8 protein-coding genes are annotated in these 17,728 nt (G+C 36.6%); 7 read left to right on the plus strand and 1 reads right to left on the minus strand.

The annotated features are described in order from the left end of the window. Positions 1–269 precede the first annotated feature (269 nt). From F580_RS0113385 to F580_RS0113430, 7 genes are all read left to right on the plus strand, one after another. Positions 270–1,154 (plus strand): ABC transporter ATP-binding protein, encoded by an 885-nt coding sequence (locus F580_RS0113385; protein WP_019028246.1) that lies wholly within the window; start codon positions 270–272, stop codon positions 1,152–1,154. A gap of 10 nt (positions 1,155–1,164) precedes the next feature. After that, complete coding sequence (locus F580_RS0113390; RefSeq protein ID WP_019028247.1) at positions 1,165–4,746, plus strand: M1 family aminopeptidase; 3,582 nt, start codon at positions 1,165–1,167, stop codon at positions 4,744–4,746. A 560-nt stretch (positions 4,747–5,306) separates the two neighbouring features. After that, positions 5,307–6,002, plus strand: coding sequence for a DUF3667 domain-containing protein (locus F580_RS0113405; RefSeq protein WP_019028250.1), 696 nt, complete (start codon positions 5,307–5,309; stop codon positions 6,000–6,002). A 729-nt stretch (positions 6,003–6,731) separates the two neighbouring features. Continuing rightward, complete coding sequence (locus F580_RS25560) at positions 6,732–8,639, plus strand: YfiR/HmsC family protein (RefSeq protein ID WP_019028252.1); 1,908 nt, start codon at positions 6,732–6,734, stop codon at positions 8,637–8,639. Positions 8,640–8,650: 11 nt separating this feature from the next. Then, positions 8,651–9,607 carry a DUF3369 domain-containing protein gene (locus tag F580_RS24545; RefSeq protein WP_019028253.1) on the plus strand — a complete coding sequence of 319 codons (957 nt, stop codon included), beginning with the start codon at positions 8,651–8,653 and terminating at the stop codon, positions 9,605–9,607. Between the two features lie 686 nt (positions 9,608–10,293). After that, on the plus strand, positions 10,294–12,453 hold the full coding sequence (locus F580_RS0113425) for a TonB-dependent receptor plug domain-containing protein (protein ID WP_083926984.1): 2,160 nt from the start codon (positions 10,294–10,296) through the stop codon (positions 12,451–12,453). 833 nt (positions 12,454–13,286) lie between these two features. Next, positions 13,287–15,251, plus strand: a complete 1,965-nt coding sequence (locus F580_RS0113430) for a TonB-dependent receptor plug domain-containing protein (protein ID WP_019028255.1) — start codon at positions 13,287–13,289, stop codon at positions 15,249–15,251. A 1,039-nt stretch (positions 15,252–16,290) separates the two neighbouring features. Here F580_RS0113430 and F580_RS0113440 read toward each other — a convergent pair. Continuing rightward, positions 16,291–17,673: an MFS transporter gene (locus tag F580_RS0113440; protein ID WP_019028257.1), complete on the minus strand. Its 1,383-nt coding sequence runs from the start codon at positions 17,671–17,673 to the stop codon at positions 16,291–16,293. Positions 17,674–17,728 lie beyond the last annotated feature (55 nt).

Here is a 17,728-nt window from a genome sequence, read left to right on the forward strand (position 1 = left end):
AATGAATAACGGGTTATTTATCGACGTTTTAACGCTGAGAATCGGATAAAGGGGAATATTGAGCAAGTGCTGCTTATCCAGAGTTAAGGTTATTTAGCGAGCAGTTTATTATTCATTCAAACTACTTTATAGAACGATTGTGCTAAGGCAAAAGCAACAACCTGCACAATCGTTCTATACCCATATTTTTATCAATTGTAGAATTCGTCCATAATTAACGGTTATCCAACAGCCACTTTTGCTGTCTGGTCTATATACAAAGGTAAACCATGTTAGAAATCAAAAACTTGAATAAGACTTATGACAATGGCGTTAAAGCGCTTAATAATGTCAATTTATGCATTCCAAAAGGTATGTTTGGATTGTTAGGTCCTAATGGTGCAGGTAAGTCATCACTCATGCGAACCATTGCCACTTTGCAAGATGCTGATTCTGGCTCAATCATTTTTGATGGTGTTGATATTCTAAAAAATCCAATAGAAATTCGTCGACGTTTGGGATATTTACCACAAAGCTTTGGTGTATACCAAGGCGTTCCAGCTTATGAATTATTAGATCATCTAGCGATGTTAAAAGGACTGATTAATAAAAAAGAACGTAAAGAGGTTGTTGATGGATTACTCGCTCAAACCAACTTGTATCAACATAGAAAAAATGCAGTGAGTGGTTATTCTGGTGGTATGCGTCAACGTTTTGGTATTGCCCAAGCATTATTAGGTGATCCAGATTTACTCATTGTAGATGAACCTACCGGCGGTTTAGACCCTGAAGAAAGAAATCGTTTCCATAACTTATTAGTTTCTCTTGGAGAGCAGAGAGTTATTATTTTATCCACTCACATCGTTGATGATGTTTCCGAACTTTGTCCTCAAATGGCCATATTAGCCGCAGGTGAAGTTTTGCGTCAAGGAAACCCTTTTGAGCTAATTGATGATCTCAAAGGACAAATTTGGCGTAAAACAGTCAGTATTACGGAAGTTGAAAGCATTGAAAAAGAATTACCGGTTATTTCAAAACGATTATTCGCAGGACAAATCATCATTCATGTATTAGCTGATTCAGCACCACAAGGTTTTGAAACAACACCAGCTGATTTGGAAGATGTTTATTTCTCATCGCTGCATCAAAACAAACAACAACGCATCGCAAGTTAAGGAGAGAAAAATGATAGCCAATATGTTCTTGTTTGAATGGCGATATTTTACTCGTCAACCATCGTTTTATGTCTCTGCAATTATATTTTTTAGTATGGCATTTTTTACCAGTGGATCTAATACGCTCGAAAATGTCTTTGGCAGTAACATATTTATTAATGGCCCCTTTTTCATTGCTCAAGCCATGGGGATATTGACTTTTTTCTCCTTGTTCTTAGTGATTACTTTTGTCGCAAATACCGCTATGCGTGACAAGCTAACAGAGATGGACGAAATACTCTATTGTAAACCTATCAAGCCACTACCCTATCAGCTTGGTCGGTTTTTGGGTTCTTTCGCTGTTGTGCTAACCGTTTCAGCGGTAATACCTATCGGCATGTTTTTAGGTAGCGTTATGCCATGGGTTACAGAAACTAGATTAGGGCCAATTAATTTTAACTATTACTTTAGTGCCTTTGTCTATATTTCAGTGCCAACGTTGTTGGTTTTTTCTTGCTTGTTTTACACAATAGCCGTTCGCACGAAATCAATGATGGCTGTTTATCTTACGGTGGTGGCAGTATTCATTTTAAACACTATCAGTGAAGGCCAATTTATGCAGCAAGATGTGCGAGAAATTGCAGCCTTATTAGATCCCTTTGGAAATAGAACTTTTCTCGAAATTTCAAGATATTGGACTGTGTTCGAAAAAAACAATGAAGTCATCACCTTAACCGGTGCTCTGCTATTAAATCGAATACTATGGCTAATAATTGGCGGCATGGTATTAGTATTCTTTGGTCAGTTAACAAAAAAAATGGTGTTAACTCCAACTAAATCATTAAAAAAGAAAGGTCAAAAGACAAGTAACAATGAAGTGTCAGCTATAAATTTGCAAGAGTACCACATACATTATAAAGGTTATGCTAAAGCGACACTTCAACAGTTTGTAGTGCGAGTCAGATTTGAAATTAAACAAGTCATCACTACGCCATCATTCTTGATCTTATGCAGCTTTATGTTGTTTGTGATGATCGCTGTTTTACTACAACCTAAAGGAATGTTCGGAAGTACCGACCTCCCCTTTACTCAATTTATGGTGCAGGTGATTATCGGCTCAATGAAGGTATTAAGTATTATTATTATCACTTATTACTCCGCCGAGGTCGTATGGCGTGAACGTTCATCAACCATGGGTGACATCATCGACAGCATGCCAGTATCTAATATTACTTTTTGGCTGTCTAAATTGGTCGCTGTATGGCTTGTTTTAATTTTATTGCTTGTTGTTGGTATGGCCGTCGCGATTACCTACCAACTAACTAATGGCTTTATTCAATCTTTTGAACAGCTGCAACTTAGTCAGTATTTAATCAGTCTGTTTTATTTTACGGCACTCCCGATGATGATGCTTACCGTGCTGGCTTTTCTATTACAAATTATTAGCCCTAATAAATATATGGGCATGTTTCTTTTTATCTTGTTTTATATTTCCAGCTTTGTAATGGAACCTTTAGGTCTAGGCCATAACATGTTCAATTTCAGTAAATCGCCTTTAATGAATTACTCTGATCTTAATGGATATGGCTGGTCTATAGTCACTCAAAACTGGTATATGCTTTATTGGGGTGCTTTGACTGTGGTAATGAGTATTATTGGCTTTGCTTTATGGCAACGTGGTAATGCAGTGAGCTTAAAGAAGCGTTTCAAAAATATTGGTTATCAAATCGGGAATAAGGGAAAAATAGCGTTAGCAACGAGTTGTTTGGTCTTTATTTTAAGTGGCACTAATATTTATTACAACACACAAATTGTTAATCAATATACGAGTATTGAAAAGCAAAATGAAATATATGCTGATTATGAGAAACAATTTTCCCAATATGCTGAATTAGCCGTTCCAGTTATCACAAAGTTAACTGCGGCGGTTGATATTTATCCAAAAGAGCTGAAAGTTGAAGCCTCCGTTGAGATAGAAATATTCAATAAGTCAGAGCAACCCATAAATCGATTCTTAGTTTCAACCATAGTTTTAGACAAATTTAATTTGGCTATTGAAGGCGGTAAATTGGGACCTTTAGATCCTATGCTAAATAATGGTTGGTTCGAGTTTGACAAACCTTTGATGCCCGGCGAAAAACGTCAGGGTCGCTTTGAACTTGTTAAGCAAATCAAAGGATTCTCTGATAAACGCATGACGACCAATATTGTTGAAAATGGTACGTTTTTTAATAATACCGAGATGTTTCCAGTGTTTGGTTATCAGAGGTTTGCAGAACTAAAAAGTAGTAACTTAAGAAAAAAATACAATTTACCACCAGCAAAGCGAGCGCATAAGTTAGAGCAATCCCAATTCTACAATGAAACTATTATGGGGCCATCAGCTGGGTATTTAGCATTTGAAACAACCGTTTCTACATCAATCGACCAAACCGCTATTGCGCCTGGCTACTTGCAAAAAGAATGGACAGAGGGTGACCGTCGTTATTTCCATTACAAAATGGACGCACCAATAGAGAATTTTTTCTCTTATACATCGGGACGATTCGAGCGCTTAAAAAGTAACTATAACGGCGTTGATATAGAGATTTATTATCATAAAAATCATGATATTAATGTAGAGCGGATGGTTGAAGGTATTAAAGACTCCATCGATTATTTCAGCGAAAATTTTGGCGCTTATCAGCACAAGCAAGCACGTATTATTGAAATTCCGAGATATTATGCTTTTGCTCAAAGTTTTCCAAATACCATAGCATTTTCAGAGCGTATAGGGTTTATCACTGATATGCGAAATGAAAATGAAGTTGACCAAATCTATTATGTCACTGCCCATGAAATGGCACATCAGTGGTGGGGAGGTCAAGTTGATGGTGCCAATGTTCAAGGAAATACCATGATTACAGAAACATTAGCTCAGTACAGTGCCCTGATGTTAACGGCTAAAAAATATGGCAAAAAGAAAGTGCGAAGTATTTTAATTACTGAAATGGATAAATATTTTAGTGGCAGAAGCAGTGAAGGTATTGAAGAGCTACCGCTAATGAGAGTTGAAAACCAACAATATATTCACTATCGCAAAGGCGCTGTGGTCATGATGTCATTAGTTGATTTGTTGGGTGAAGAACGTATGAACAACGCACTTAGCCGTTTTATAAAACAATTTAAATTTAGTGAAGGCGTTCACCCCACCACATTAGATCTACAAGCATTTATCAGCCAAGGTGCGAATAAAGACGAATTAAGTTTCATTAAAGGTGTTTTTGAAGAAATTAACATATATGACTTAAAAGCTAAATCTGTTGATATCAAAGCACTTGATAATGAACAGTTTGAGGTGACCTTAACTGTTGAGGCTCACCTAGCCAATGCTGATGGGCAAGGCGTGGAAACAGCAATGGATTTATCGCAAATGATTAATATTGGTTTGTTTCTCGATGATCCCGATGATCTTTCAGTTAATAATCCACCTTTATATTTGAAAAAGCACTTAATCACCAGTGGCAAAAATATTATCACCTTAATTGTTGATAAACGTCCAATGTTTGCTGGCATTGACCCTTTTGTGACATTAATAGACCGAGATAGTGCTGATAACCTTATTAAGCTGTAATAATATAAAACAGTCACTTGTTAACCGCCAAATAAAAAAGTCATGGATGACTTTTTTATTTGTTGTTGTAAATGCATAAGAGCGATCATAAGAAGCTTGTTTTGGTTCAGTGAATATAGCCACTCATGTAGCGTTAAATATGCAATATCGAGGGGACCATGCATTGTGCCCCTATATAATACCAAGTACATTAATTAATTGACCACTTAGCGAGAATTAAAAGGCTTAGAGGCAAGGCCTTGATTGAAGAGAATGGTTATTCAGGAGAATATGCTCCTGCATTCTCTAAAAAGCTACATCCATGTAGCGTCCTTGTCGAAATCAATAACGACGCATGTAAGCCTTTTAAACTCGCCCTTTGGGAGTTTATTAGCGAACCAATAACGGCTCAGAATTAAAGAAATATAGAATAACTATGTTTAAGTAATTTTGCTTGTTATAAGCTCGCTAATACAACCCTAAGTTGACCAATTTATTAGTGTAATTGGTATCTTCAATTATTAAACTATGACTGTTCTGAGCGATCTAGGTTGCCTAACATCCCACAATGGATTTATGATATGCAGATTAATTGTAAAAATTGCCAAACAGAACTTCAGGAAGATGCTCACTTTTGCTTACAATGTGGGCAAAGCACAGCCAGTCTAAACCGACCGTTTGTTGCTGTGAGCAAAGACATGCTTCATGAGTTATTAGATATTGATGGCCGACTGTGGCTTACTCTGCGCATCATGTTAAGTAAACCAGGACAATTGACACAGGAATTTAATCAAGGAAAACGAGTAAAATATACTCCCCCCTTTCGTTTATATCTTGTGATCAGTATTCTATTTTTCATCATTTTTTCTAGCATATATCAAGTTTACGAGCCGACCCTTACGTTAACTGACTCTATGAGTAGTTATTATTCCAAAGCAATGTTTGTCTTATTTCCTATATTTGCGTTGATTGTACAACTCTTTTTCCGGCAGAGTTTCTTCATCGGAAATTTAGTATTTTCCATGCATCTGCATAGCATCATCTATTTAATGTTAATGATTATCGCGCCTCTAGAGGCTTTGGAGCAATATCATCTGGTATTTCTACTACTTCAAATCCCTCCTACCTTATATTTAGGTTGGTATATATATACGGCTTTTAAAACCGTACATCAACAGAGTAGGTGGAAAACAATAGGAAAAGTATCTGCAATTTTTATAATATATTTTTCTGTACTAGGTATCGTATTTGATGTCGTGATGGAAAATATCTTTTAATCTAGCAACGTCTACATAACATTTAGCCTAGATAAAGGCTTACACAAATTGTTGAGTCGAAATAAGTTTATCAAAGTTACCGTTATAATCGCGTGATTACACAGTCACAATATACCGTCACAATAACCGCAGTGTGCTCATTGTGACGGCTAGACATAGTGATTTCGGCTCTCTATTTATGACCGATTACTGCCCCATAGTTGTTGTTATGGTACTAAAACCTTAGGTCAGCGATGTGGCAATAGTTAGCGTTTCAAGATGACCTATCACTGGCATAATGATCTTAAACCCACCCCTCAAGCGGCAATATATTTCGGTTATTATTACCTTGAATATGTTGCGTTGACCATTTGAATTCACAGCGCAAAACGATCATTAGTTCTACAGCGCTTCGTGCCTCAAACCGCCATGGAATGATTAAATTTATATCCGCTGTAAGATCGGAAAGTTGTCGTTTAATATTTTTACGGGGCTTATTCTGCTTAGCGCACAGAGAAGTCATTGTTGCTTTACAAATACCAGTGACCCAATGATCACTGGTGAAATGCTAACTAATACCACTTTATAGTCTTTTACTCCTGATTCAGACCATACTTAATTGGTTCAGGTTAGTGCTATTAGTTTACTAATAATTCAAAAAATTTAAAATAAGCTATTATTATTGTTATTGTTATTGTTATTGTTATTGTTATTTAAAGCGTATTAAATTCACAGGGACTTAGTTACTAAATGATTCTCAATAAAATACATTCTTCTTTATGTATTAAAATATTAATCATACTATTTCTGTTGTTAAATTTTTCACAGCTCTCTGCCGCTGAAAAGTTTAAGGATGAACAGGTGAAAGTCGCTTTGGTTTATAATTTCATTAATCATATTACTTGGCCAAAAGAAAACCTAAAAAATACTTTTACCATCGGCATTTATAATGACCCTTCATTATTTAAGGTGTTTTATCTTGCTTTGGAAAATAGAACACGCAAAGATAAAAAGATCCAAATAATTAATGTTCATTCAATCGATGAGGCTAAAGCGACTGATGTTATTTACTTCTCTAAGAAATACAATCAAGAATTCTCAACTTTAGCTAACAATATACGAAGTTCAGCAACTTTAGTGATCAGTGAAGAAAGCACCGAGCGCCAAGATATAATGATCAACCTTACTAAGGATGCGCAAAGCTCCACTTTTTCTTTTGAGGTCAACAAATCTAATATCATTTATGAAAAACTAGCCATGTCAAAAGATATGCTTTTGCTTGGCGGTACTGAGTTAGACGTAGCAACAATTTATCGCGAAACCGAAGCTGCAATGTTGAAAACAAAACAAAGAGAAGTGGCATTAAATCAAAAGTTATACCGGCAAGAACAGCGTTTAGCCGGGACGATGCAAAAAATACAACAAATGAATCAGGATTTAAAAACAAAATCTCGACAGTTATTAACCAATAGACGAGAACTTGATCTAGTTAATAATAAATTAGGAAATCAAAGAAAGATAATAACCAATAATCAACAAAAATCATTAGCGGCCGCTAAGCAATTAATTACAGTAGAGAAAAATTTAAAGTTGGAAAAACAAGCAGTTGAAATAGAAAAATCAGCTCATCAAGCGGTAATAAAACGTATCGAAAGCAATAAAGTTATTTTAAAAGAGCAACAATTAAATTTAGCAGAACAAACAGAGCAGCTTAATCAAAAGAATTTAGCCTTAATTAAACACAGTCAAACGATTGATACTCAAAAAAGAACCATCACTATTGTTTCCATATTAATCATTATTGCCGTTTCGGTTACTATATTAGTTATCATTCTTTTTGTTAAAAATAAAAATACTACTAGAAAATTATCCCATGCATTAAAAAATCTAGAGATCAGTCAGAATCAATTAGTTGAATCTGAAAAAATGGCAGCGTTAGGTAGTTTAGTCGCAGGTGTTGCCCATGAAATTAATACGCCTATTGGTATATGCGTTACTGCCTCTTCCCATCTCCATGATTCTGTTTCATTTTTGGATCAAAAATTTCAAGAAAATAAGATGACTAAAAATACTTTGCGAAAATTCATTGACGAGTCCAGTCAATTGTCGATTCTCATTAATAAGAACCTTAACAGAGCGGCTGAATTAATTTTAAGTTTTAAACGAGTGTCTGTTGAACAAAGCTCTGAGCAATTACATAATTTAAGAGTTAAAGAAACCTTACTTGATATTGTGACTAGTTCTAAACCTAAATTCAAACATTATGATGTAGAAATCATTATCAATTGTCCAGATGACATTGTACTTAAAAGTTACCCTGGCATACTGGCACAAATTATTGCTAATTTTATTAATAACAGTTTTGAGCATGGCTTTGATGAAAACGTAAGTGGTGGTGTTATCAATATTACCGTGACACCAAAAGAAAATAATTATTTATTACGCTTTCAAGATAATGGTAAAGGAATTTCTCCAGAAATCCTACCTAAAATCCTAGAGCCTTTCTTCACGACTAATCGAGAATATGGGGGCTCAGGGTTAGGTTTAAATATCGTTTATAATTTAATTCGTAATAAATTAGATAGTGAAGTGAATTACGGCTCTATTATTGGTGATGGGACATGGTTTGAACTAACCTTAAAAAATCTAAAAAAATAAGTAGGACAAAAATGGCTGATATTGATGATGAGATGCTCTTTAGTGAAGAAGAAGTAGATATAACACATGATAAATCAGTTTATCCATGGCGTTTGTTGATCGTAGATGATGATGAAGATATTCATACGGTTACTAAATTAGCGTTAAACAACTTTGAATTTAAAAATAGACCGGTTGAATTTTTAAGCGCCTACTCGGGCGCAGAAGCGAGAGAAATATTATCAAAAGAAAAGGATATTGCCTTGGTATTTCTTGATGTGGTGATGGAAAGTAAACATGAAGGTTTAGATGTTGCTAAATGGATAAGAGAAGAGTTAGGTAACCGTGAAGTCCGCATTGTCTTACGGACAGGTCAACCGGGCGAAGCACCAGAAAGAGCTATTATTACCGATTATGATATTAACGATTATAAAGAGAAATCTGAATTAACCTCGCAAAAACTTTATACCGTTATGTGTGCTTCATGTCGATCTTATCAGGATATTGTGGCTTTGAATAAAAATAGAGCATGTTTAAGGATGATTATTGAATCTTCCGCTGATATTTTTAGAATGCACTCATTTGAAAAGTTTGCTGAAGGGACATTAGGTCAATTATCGGCTTTGTTGAATCTCCAAAGTGGTAGTGCATATTTATTAAAGCAAGGCTTAGCGGCTCATAAAGAGAAAGATAAATGGATTATTTTGGCTGGTACTGAACATTATGTACAGAAAGTAGGTACCTCACTAGAAGTAGATTTAAATATCAATTTAGATGCTATGTTTTCCGAAGGAGAAAGTATTCACGTAATTGATGATAATAGGTTATTTGCATGTGTCAATATAGGTGGAGGGAGAAAAGCAGTGATGATCTTAGAAGGCTATATCTCTCAGGATAATATTGACATCTCTTTGGTTGAGTTGTTTTTGAGAAACATTTCTATAGCTTACGAAAATATAGTGCTCTTGAAAAACACAAAGATGGAGTAGTATTTTTTAAAGCAAATAATGTCAATAATTTATCTATAGTTCTAAGTAAAATCCAATAACTTAATTGTTTTTGAGGCTAAAACGTATTTAAATCAATTGGCTTATAGCTGGTTTGTGTCGGTTTTTACAGTGTTACCTTGTTAATGTTTTGGACAATAGTTAGACAGACAACTGAGCCAACACCACGGTCGTTCATCATATAATTATTAATGATCACTTTGCACTTTATAGTCATTAGCTTTTAATTTTTTTCCATATATTTTTCTAATGATCGTTTTTATCAATAGGACTTAAAATACCAGAAGAATGCTGACCTATAACATGAGTATAAGTTTGAGTTGTGGACTTCCCAGGTTTCACTAGACAGTTTCTAGTTCAGAAAGCAATTATGAGCACCGTACCAATGTATATGAGTTCAGTATTGAAACCATCCCTAAGTGAATATAATACAGTTAAAGAATATCTGCTCCTATTTGTTTTTGTGTTTTTTTTACATGATGTAATACCTTATACATTCTTTATTACCTATCAATCAAAGGATATACAATCTTAAATAAATTGTTATGACCCCTTGTTATTTCAGGCTATTAAGCAGCAGGCCTTTAACTTTATGACTATACTCAAAGGATCAGAGCAAAGCAACATTTGGATTTCTTAGTTGAAATTCACAACAACTAGAGGTGGTCATGTTTAGAAGCGCACATAGAAATGCAATCCCTACAATAACGCTTGGGCTTACTTTACTGTCTACATTTACGGTAAACGCTGACGATTCTACACAAGGTCTATTTTCACTGTCCCTTAGTGAATTACTGGAAGTAAAGGTTACAACTGTGTCCAAACGGGAGGAATCAGCAAAAACGGCACCAGGTTCAATTATTGTTATTACTGATGAAGACATTAAACTTAGAGGATATCGTCACTTACGAGATATTTTAGCGGATATCCCAGGGTTTAGTGTTCTACCGCAGGTGACTCAAGAATGGCTCAACTACTACACCGTTAGAGGGATCACCGGTCAAAATAAGTTTGTCATACTGCAAAATGGTATTCGAGTTCATTCGCCAACCGGCCGAAATCAAGCCATCGACTCAGGCTTTTCCTTGTATGCTATTAAGCAAGTTGAAATTATGATGGGGCCAACGTCAGCTCTTTATGGTGCTGATGCAATGACCGCCATAGTAAATCTAGTGACTTATGACGACCCTGAAGAATCGGCGGATTTCATTTCCATAACGGTTGGTGAAAATAATAATAGCAGTGCTGAATTTTTCGTATCTAAGGCTCTAGGTGATGACTCAGCAATTTTTATAGGAGGACACAGCAACAAAAACGATCATCAGGATCTGACTAAAGAATACCACAACTATTACACTCCCGTTGACCTTACTACCTTTTCTGGCACCACAGTTTTACAAGCCTCTGAACGAAATAGCATGGGTTACTTTAAAACAGAAAGCGAAAGTATATTTGTAAATTTTCATTTTAAAGACTTGCTGAAAATTGGGTTTAACCATCGTTCAGAGGGCCAATCAAATCATATTGGCAGTCCAGTGGCTGACGAAAATATCGATGAGAAAGCATTTTGGACAATGGATTATCAAAATGTATATATTGAGACGAATATAGCAATAGGCGATGTTCACAGCAACACGCAAATATCTTATGCACAGTATGAGCTAGCCCCAGATTCAGGGTATGCCAACATTTTTGTCAATTTTGCCAGTCGCTATAAATATGAAAGAGGAAATGAATTCGAAATTAATCAAAACTTTAATATTGATATTTCAGAAAAAACCCAGATCGATTTTGGTTTTAGCTACGAAAATTTTTATATGCTACCTAAAACCACCGATCTAGCGCAGCCGTTTAACCCCGACCGACCCGTATCAACGCAATCTCTTGTTTACCTAGGAACTGATCTGCCGATAAAAATATTTGAGTTAAATTACAATAATCTAGGTTTTTTTACGCAATGGCGACAACAGTGGCTCCCATCTCTAAGCAGCACCTTGGGGCTGCGCTACGACAATAGTTCAATTTATGGTGATACCACCAACCCACGATTGGGCATTGTTTATCAGTCATCCGAAAAAATGACCTGGAAATATATTTATTCCACGGCATTCATCGCTGCCTCACCAGCTTTTAGTTATGAGCATTACGGTTCATTTGCTTTCCAAGATGATAATGATGTTTATCAAAGCTTTTTTATGAATATACCTAATCCAGACTTAAAACCAGAAGAAATGACGGCGCATGAAATCAACCTAAATTACCAACTGGATTCATCGACCAATATATTTTTAAACATATATAAACAGGAAGTATCAAACCTCATCAGTTCAGGAGCCACTAATCCTCAACAGCCTTTATATATTTCTGGCGGTGAAATAGCGTTCACCCAGAGTAAGGTCAATGCCGGCGAAATTAGTAATCATGGCTTTGATGCTGGGTTCCGATTAAGACGGCAGATAAGCAATTGGCAGGCAGACTATTGGCTTTATTATAGCTATGTAGATGGTGAACTAAACGATGAAAGGCTTCCCCTCACCGTTGACCATATGATTAAATCTGGGCTGACTTTAAGCAAAGGGAACTGGTACATAACGCCAACAATAATCTATCGTTCAGAGACCTCTGGCGGTCCTGGTAGCACAGTTGAAATTGATGATCTCACCCTAGTAAATCTAATTGCTGGCGTAGAAAAGTTGCCTTTAAATTTATCAGCTAGCCTTCGGGTAAACAATTTGTTCGATAAAAAACATTTTTCTGCGCATGGTGCTACTGAGGGAGTGCCACAAGAAACCCGAACTATTGAATTTAAGTTAACCCTAGTGTTTTAAATTCAGCTAAATATATTGAGAGGTCTTCTTGGTGGCAACAGTGAACCTTAGCTCGTAATCACTGAGCAATGAAAAACATGGTCAGAGTTAATGTTTTCTTTTGTGGCATGTACGGACGTTATCGATACAAAAACTAATAAAAACACCTGTAAAACTAGTGAAATTTAATGTCTTCTCTGTATCTAAGTGAACGTTAGGTGGGATGATTTTCACTCGTAAATGTTGACATTGAAATAGTAAACCGTGAGCTTTACAAGACGAATCTTCACAGGCGGCTTTGTTGTCTTACCCCATAGATAAAAATATGAGCCTTTAGATGATGACTTTTGTCAATGAGTCGTTAAACCTGACTGGCAACTCAGCCACCAATGCGGTCATTCCTGTATTTGTATTGGCGTGACATCAAAGTGTGTGAAGCAGAAATATTCAGCAAAAATTTTAAACACTAGGTTTTCGACAAAATGTACCACAAAACTGTCTATATTCATTAGTAGTGAGGGCTTAAATTCATGTTAACTGAAAAGGTATAATCAAATTCACATATTTGAACCGCTATGCACACTTTGTTTATGTTTCTATAGTAAATTAATTTATTAGGTTCATCTTATCCTACGGACTTGATAGTAGTAATTCCCGCTTAAAAATAGAGTTAGCTAACTTAACATTCATGATTTTTTTCTCCATAGACTTCTTGTAGAATGACTCGTTATGCAACTAATATAATAATACCTATACTAGGTTAATAAGTTCACTATTTTGCTAAATATTTAATTTTTTCTCTGGAAATAAAATAGCTTAATCAATTTTAGTACTCAGTATTAGTCTAAGGAATTATGGAAAATATTATTCGCCTAACAGCTTCTCTGATAATTTCATGTTCACTATTTTGCAGTCCTGCACAGAGTGAGGTACTAGAGAATCTGTTTAACTTATCTTTGGAAGAGTTACTTGAAGTAAGAGTTTCTGTCGCCTCGACAAAACCAGAAACGGTAGTTGAAACACCAGCCATAGTTTCGCGGTACAATCGTACCGATCTAGAGAAAATGGGCATAACTACGTTAAGAGAAATGTTCAACTTCATCCCAGGTGTTATTGTTCAGGATTCTATAGCTGGCTGGGCCTCAGTGCAAATTAGGGGTATAGATGAGGCATTTAATCAGAAAGTACTTTTTTTACTTGATGGTATTCCTTATCACCAACCATCTCACTCTCTCATTCCAATGGAAGGTATTCCATGGGAGTCAATTTCTCATGTAGAAGTTATACGAGGACCTGGCGCCGTTTTTTATGGAACACAAGCATCGGGTGGTGTATTCAATGTGATAACCAGAAAAGATATTGGTAAGAGTTCTGCGTCAGTTAAAATAGGATCAAATGGCCTTAAAGAAGGTAGTGGTTATTTCAATCGAGAGTTCTCGGATGATTCCGCAATTTATTTTGCGGCAGAATACAGAACAGAAGATGGTTACACTGCCACATATAATGAAGTATTCCCCAATGTAGGATTGGTAACAGGCGAGGTTGATCGTTATTTAGAAAGGCAATCGGGATTATTACGCTATACCAACAACGAATTTAGCCTTCTTTTTCAGGCTTTTTCTGACACCACTGTTGGTATTAACGATGGTGTCACAGGCGAAAACACCTTACAGCCCTTAACTTTAGAAACCAAAGGCCAATTAATTCATATAGATAATAACTGGAGCACAGATAATAGCAGAACCATTATTTTCTCCGACTATAACCACTACACCTTTGACATAAAAATAGAAAATGCAATCGCTCCAGGTGTTGGCATATTAGGTACAAAAGATAATAACGGCAAAGACGACTATCGATTCAGAGTTGGTGGTAGTTTTGTTTATAATATGAATCAATCTCTCGAACTCGCTGTCGGCGTTGAACATGAAACTCGTTCGGTCGGGGATTATCGAATCTATTTGTTAGATGATCCGAGCACACCGCTAGCTACATCCCTTGAGAAAAGTAAACTAGATGAGTTTTCGGCATACGCTCAAGTAGACTACACCCTTGAAAACTGGCGTTTTCTTATCGGCGGTCGGTTTACTGATAATGAATTAAGTGGTAAAAAAACAACACCGAGAGCGGCTATAGTGTATAAAATTGACGAGTATCAATCATTGAAAACACTCTATTCAACTGGCTTTAACTCCCCAAACCCAACACAAACAAGCGTTTACGCGCCTGGAAATGTAATAGGAAACGAATCGTTAACAGCTGAAATAGTAAAAACGTTTGATTTCGCCTACTCCTATTCAAAATCAAACGTATTATTTGTCGCCAATATTTATGCTTTAGAAGCAGAGGACTTCATAGAAAGGAGGTTTAGTGAGGCTGACGGTGCGGTTTCATTTTTTAATGAAGGAAATTTTAAGCGTCAAGGCGCAGAAATCGATTTTCAAATGGCCACCTCTGATAGTAAATTATTTATAAATTTAGCCTATCAAAAAGAAGGTAATAAGGTTATTGCTGAAGACCCGACGGCTTTTAACACACCTAGACTAACTTTAAGTATTGGTGCAAGTACTGACCTTTGGGACATGCACAGTATAGGTGGCAACATCACATATATAGGAGCGCGTCATAATTTAGACGGTTATAGTATCGTTAATATTAACTATACTGCGAGATTATCTGATTTTGATTTATTTATTGTTGTTCGCAATCTTTTGGACGCAGAGATTTTAAACCCCGACATTTCAACTCAAAATAGTGACCTTGTAGCACATGGAGAAGAAGGTGTTAATTTTCAATTAGGCGTTAGAGTTTACTTTTAATGGGATTACTTATTTGGGTGACCGTAAGACGCCATATACTGCCAAATATTTCAAGTTATTTGTTGACGGTTTTATTGAATGCTTTGGAGAAAAGTGGGAAGACTTTAAATTCAAATTGGCCGAATCAATGGCAAGACAAAAAATTAAGGAAGGATTCATAGCCAAAGATGATAGTAATTAACACAATATCGAACCAGATGGAGAGGTTCATTAGACATCGAAAAAGTGGTACCTGCTGTCTTTTCATATTTCCAACTAAAGAACCTTTTAAGGCATAAAACAATTTTAAACTCCAATGACAATATCTATATAAGGCGCATAATTAAGGTTAACAAATGGAAGGTCAACGGCAGCAATGAGCTTGCAGCGTTCATAGATATTGTTCTCGTTCTATAACTGTAATTTTATTTTTTGAACATTAAATCAGTCTCAAAACCGATTTTATTAACGTCCGCTATGCCAATAATTTTGATTTCAGCTGTCGACTTGCTTAGGTCAACTAACTGGTGTTCAGTTAACCTCAACGAACACTCAAAATTTCAAAACCTTACTTCTTCTTAGCGCACTTTGTTGCCTTTACAATATTACTGATTTGTCCCGTTATTTACAGAGCACCAGGTAAAAACATCTTTGCCATTCTGGCAGTTGACTCAATGAGGCTAAAGCCTAATTTAGGGCTACTTTGGGCTTTAGCCTTAGACGTTTTATGCTTTTTCTCTTTTCCATTGCTAATGACGAGTTACAACAGCTTTACCAACGAACCATAACCCTTCCACCTTGAGTCTCAGATCATCATAATAACATTGCAGGCATTCGCCTGTTTACTCATTAATATTGAAGTCGTAATGCAATTGCATAGTGTTGTTACTCAGTAAATATGGCTACTCATTTAGCGTTAAATAAAGGGTGGTTTTTAAGCCGCTAGTACCTCGAAGCGTCATAATAAAATGACACCTTTAGGTATGATTTTAGCGAGTCGATAAGCTAAAATTTACCTAGGGGTATCTCCAAGTAACCACACAACCGTCAACAAGGTGCATCACTCAAGTGGCTTTTTTGCCGCGATATATTCCGCCTGCATAAATGCCCAAACGGAGATGATGCCAAAGGCAGAAATCAAGATGAGCATATTCATAAAACTAGACCAACCACCTGCGCTATCTGCCAGTCTTCCGCCAATGAAAGCAAAGGTTGCACTAGCGGCAAAACCGAAGGCATCTATTAAACACACCAAAGTCGCACTATGGGGGCCGCCATATTCAATGGAAAATATCGACATGGGTAAGTAATAGGCGGGAGAAATTGAAAAAGCGAAAAGAAAAATGGCCCCCAACGCCACTAGGTAGTTCAACTGAGCGCTTAAATTAAACCAGGGTAAATATTTCAAGGTCAGTACGCTCAATAAACTCAGTATTAAAGCGAGGGTTAATACGGTCCTGATACCTCGCTTTGAAAAGCGATCGTAAAAAGCCATAGATGCCAAAAGACCAGTCAAAGAGCCAACGGGAAAAACGGTCGAGGCCATTGCGGCCTGTGATGGGTTAAGTTGGTAACTTTCCATAAGATAAACCGCAACAAAGTCCAAAAAGGCCATCATGCAAGTAAGTACCATCAACATGATCACCACGAGCCAAACTCTAGGGCTTTTTGCAAAAGCTACCAGTCCAGCAATCGTGCTTGTGCCTTGCAGCGGATGATTATATTTATTTTCTAGCGCCTGTTTTGATGCGATGGCCAACTCAAGATTCTTGCTCTTATTATGGGTATTAACATCGGTATTGATATCGGCATTACCATCGGTATTAACATCGATATTGTTTTCATCTTCTTTGAAAAAATAAGCATCTTCAGGTTTTTCTTTCAAGTAAAAATAACAGCCTATAAAAATGATGAAGGCAAAAGCAGCCGCGATAAACGCCACCGTGCGCCAATGCATAAAACTTAACAACCAACCGAAGAACAACGTAGCCAACACCACACTAAATCTCGAGCTAGTAGCGACAATACTCCACACTTGTCCATAACGTTGCGGGTGATACCACTGTCCGATCAATTTTGTCATACCGGGCCAGCCCGAAGATTTGGTGCAATAAAGCAGAAATGAAAAACCAGTAAAGGCCATAACATTAGGCGAAAGTCCAAAGGCGATGATAAACAGCGCAGTCAAGAAAATGCCAATTAAAAAAGTAACACGCCCGCCAAACTTATCGGCAAGGGGTCCCCAAATCAGTTTACCAACCAGCGCACCTAAGGTGCCATATGCAGCAAAATCACCCAAGTTTGTTTTTGTTAATGCTAAGGTTTCATCGGCAAGTAAGGCCGGACTGAGAATAGTGACCATTTGGCGACAAATCATCATGGCGGCATAACCAAGATACATGGATACGAGAATATTGATTTGCTGCGGGGGTCGGTTAGACATAATCTATCCCTGAACCGTCGTCTGTATAGTCGATGGCTATGTTGACTTTAATGAT

This window comes from Colwellia piezophila ATCC BAA-637, from assembly GCF_000378625.1.
Classification (GTDB): domain Bacteria; phylum Pseudomonadota; class Gammaproteobacteria; order Enterobacterales; family Alteromonadaceae; genus Colwellia; species Colwellia piezophila.

Coding starts and splice junctions, on each gene's coding strand:
- F580_RS25560 (WP_019028252.1), top strand. CDS start 6,732: ATGATTCTCAATAAAATACATTCTTCTTTATGTATTAAAATATTAATC.
- F580_RS0113430 (WP_019028255.1), top strand. CDS start 13,287: ATGGAAAATATTATTCGCCTAACAGCTTCTCTGATAATTTCATGTTCA.
- F580_RS0113425 (WP_083926984.1), top strand. CDS start 10,294: ATGTTTAGAAGCGCACATAGAAATGCAATCCCTACAATAACGCTTGGG.
- F580_RS0113440 (WP_019028257.1), bottom strand. CDS start 17,673: ATGTCTAACCGACCCCCGCAGCAAATCAATATTCTCGTATCCATGTAT.
- F580_RS0113390 (WP_019028247.1), top strand. CDS start 1,165: ATGATAGCCAATATGTTCTTGTTTGAATGGCGATATTTTACTCGTCAA.
- F580_RS0113385 (WP_019028246.1), top strand. CDS start 270: ATGTTAGAAATCAAAAACTTGAATAAGACTTATGACAATGGCGTTAAA.
- F580_RS0113405 (WP_019028250.1), top strand. CDS start 5,307: ATGCAGATTAATTGTAAAAATTGCCAAACAGAACTTCAGGAAGATGCT.
- F580_RS24545 (WP_019028253.1), top strand. CDS start 8,651: ATGGCTGATATTGATGATGAGATGCTCTTTAGTGAAGAAGAAGTAGAT.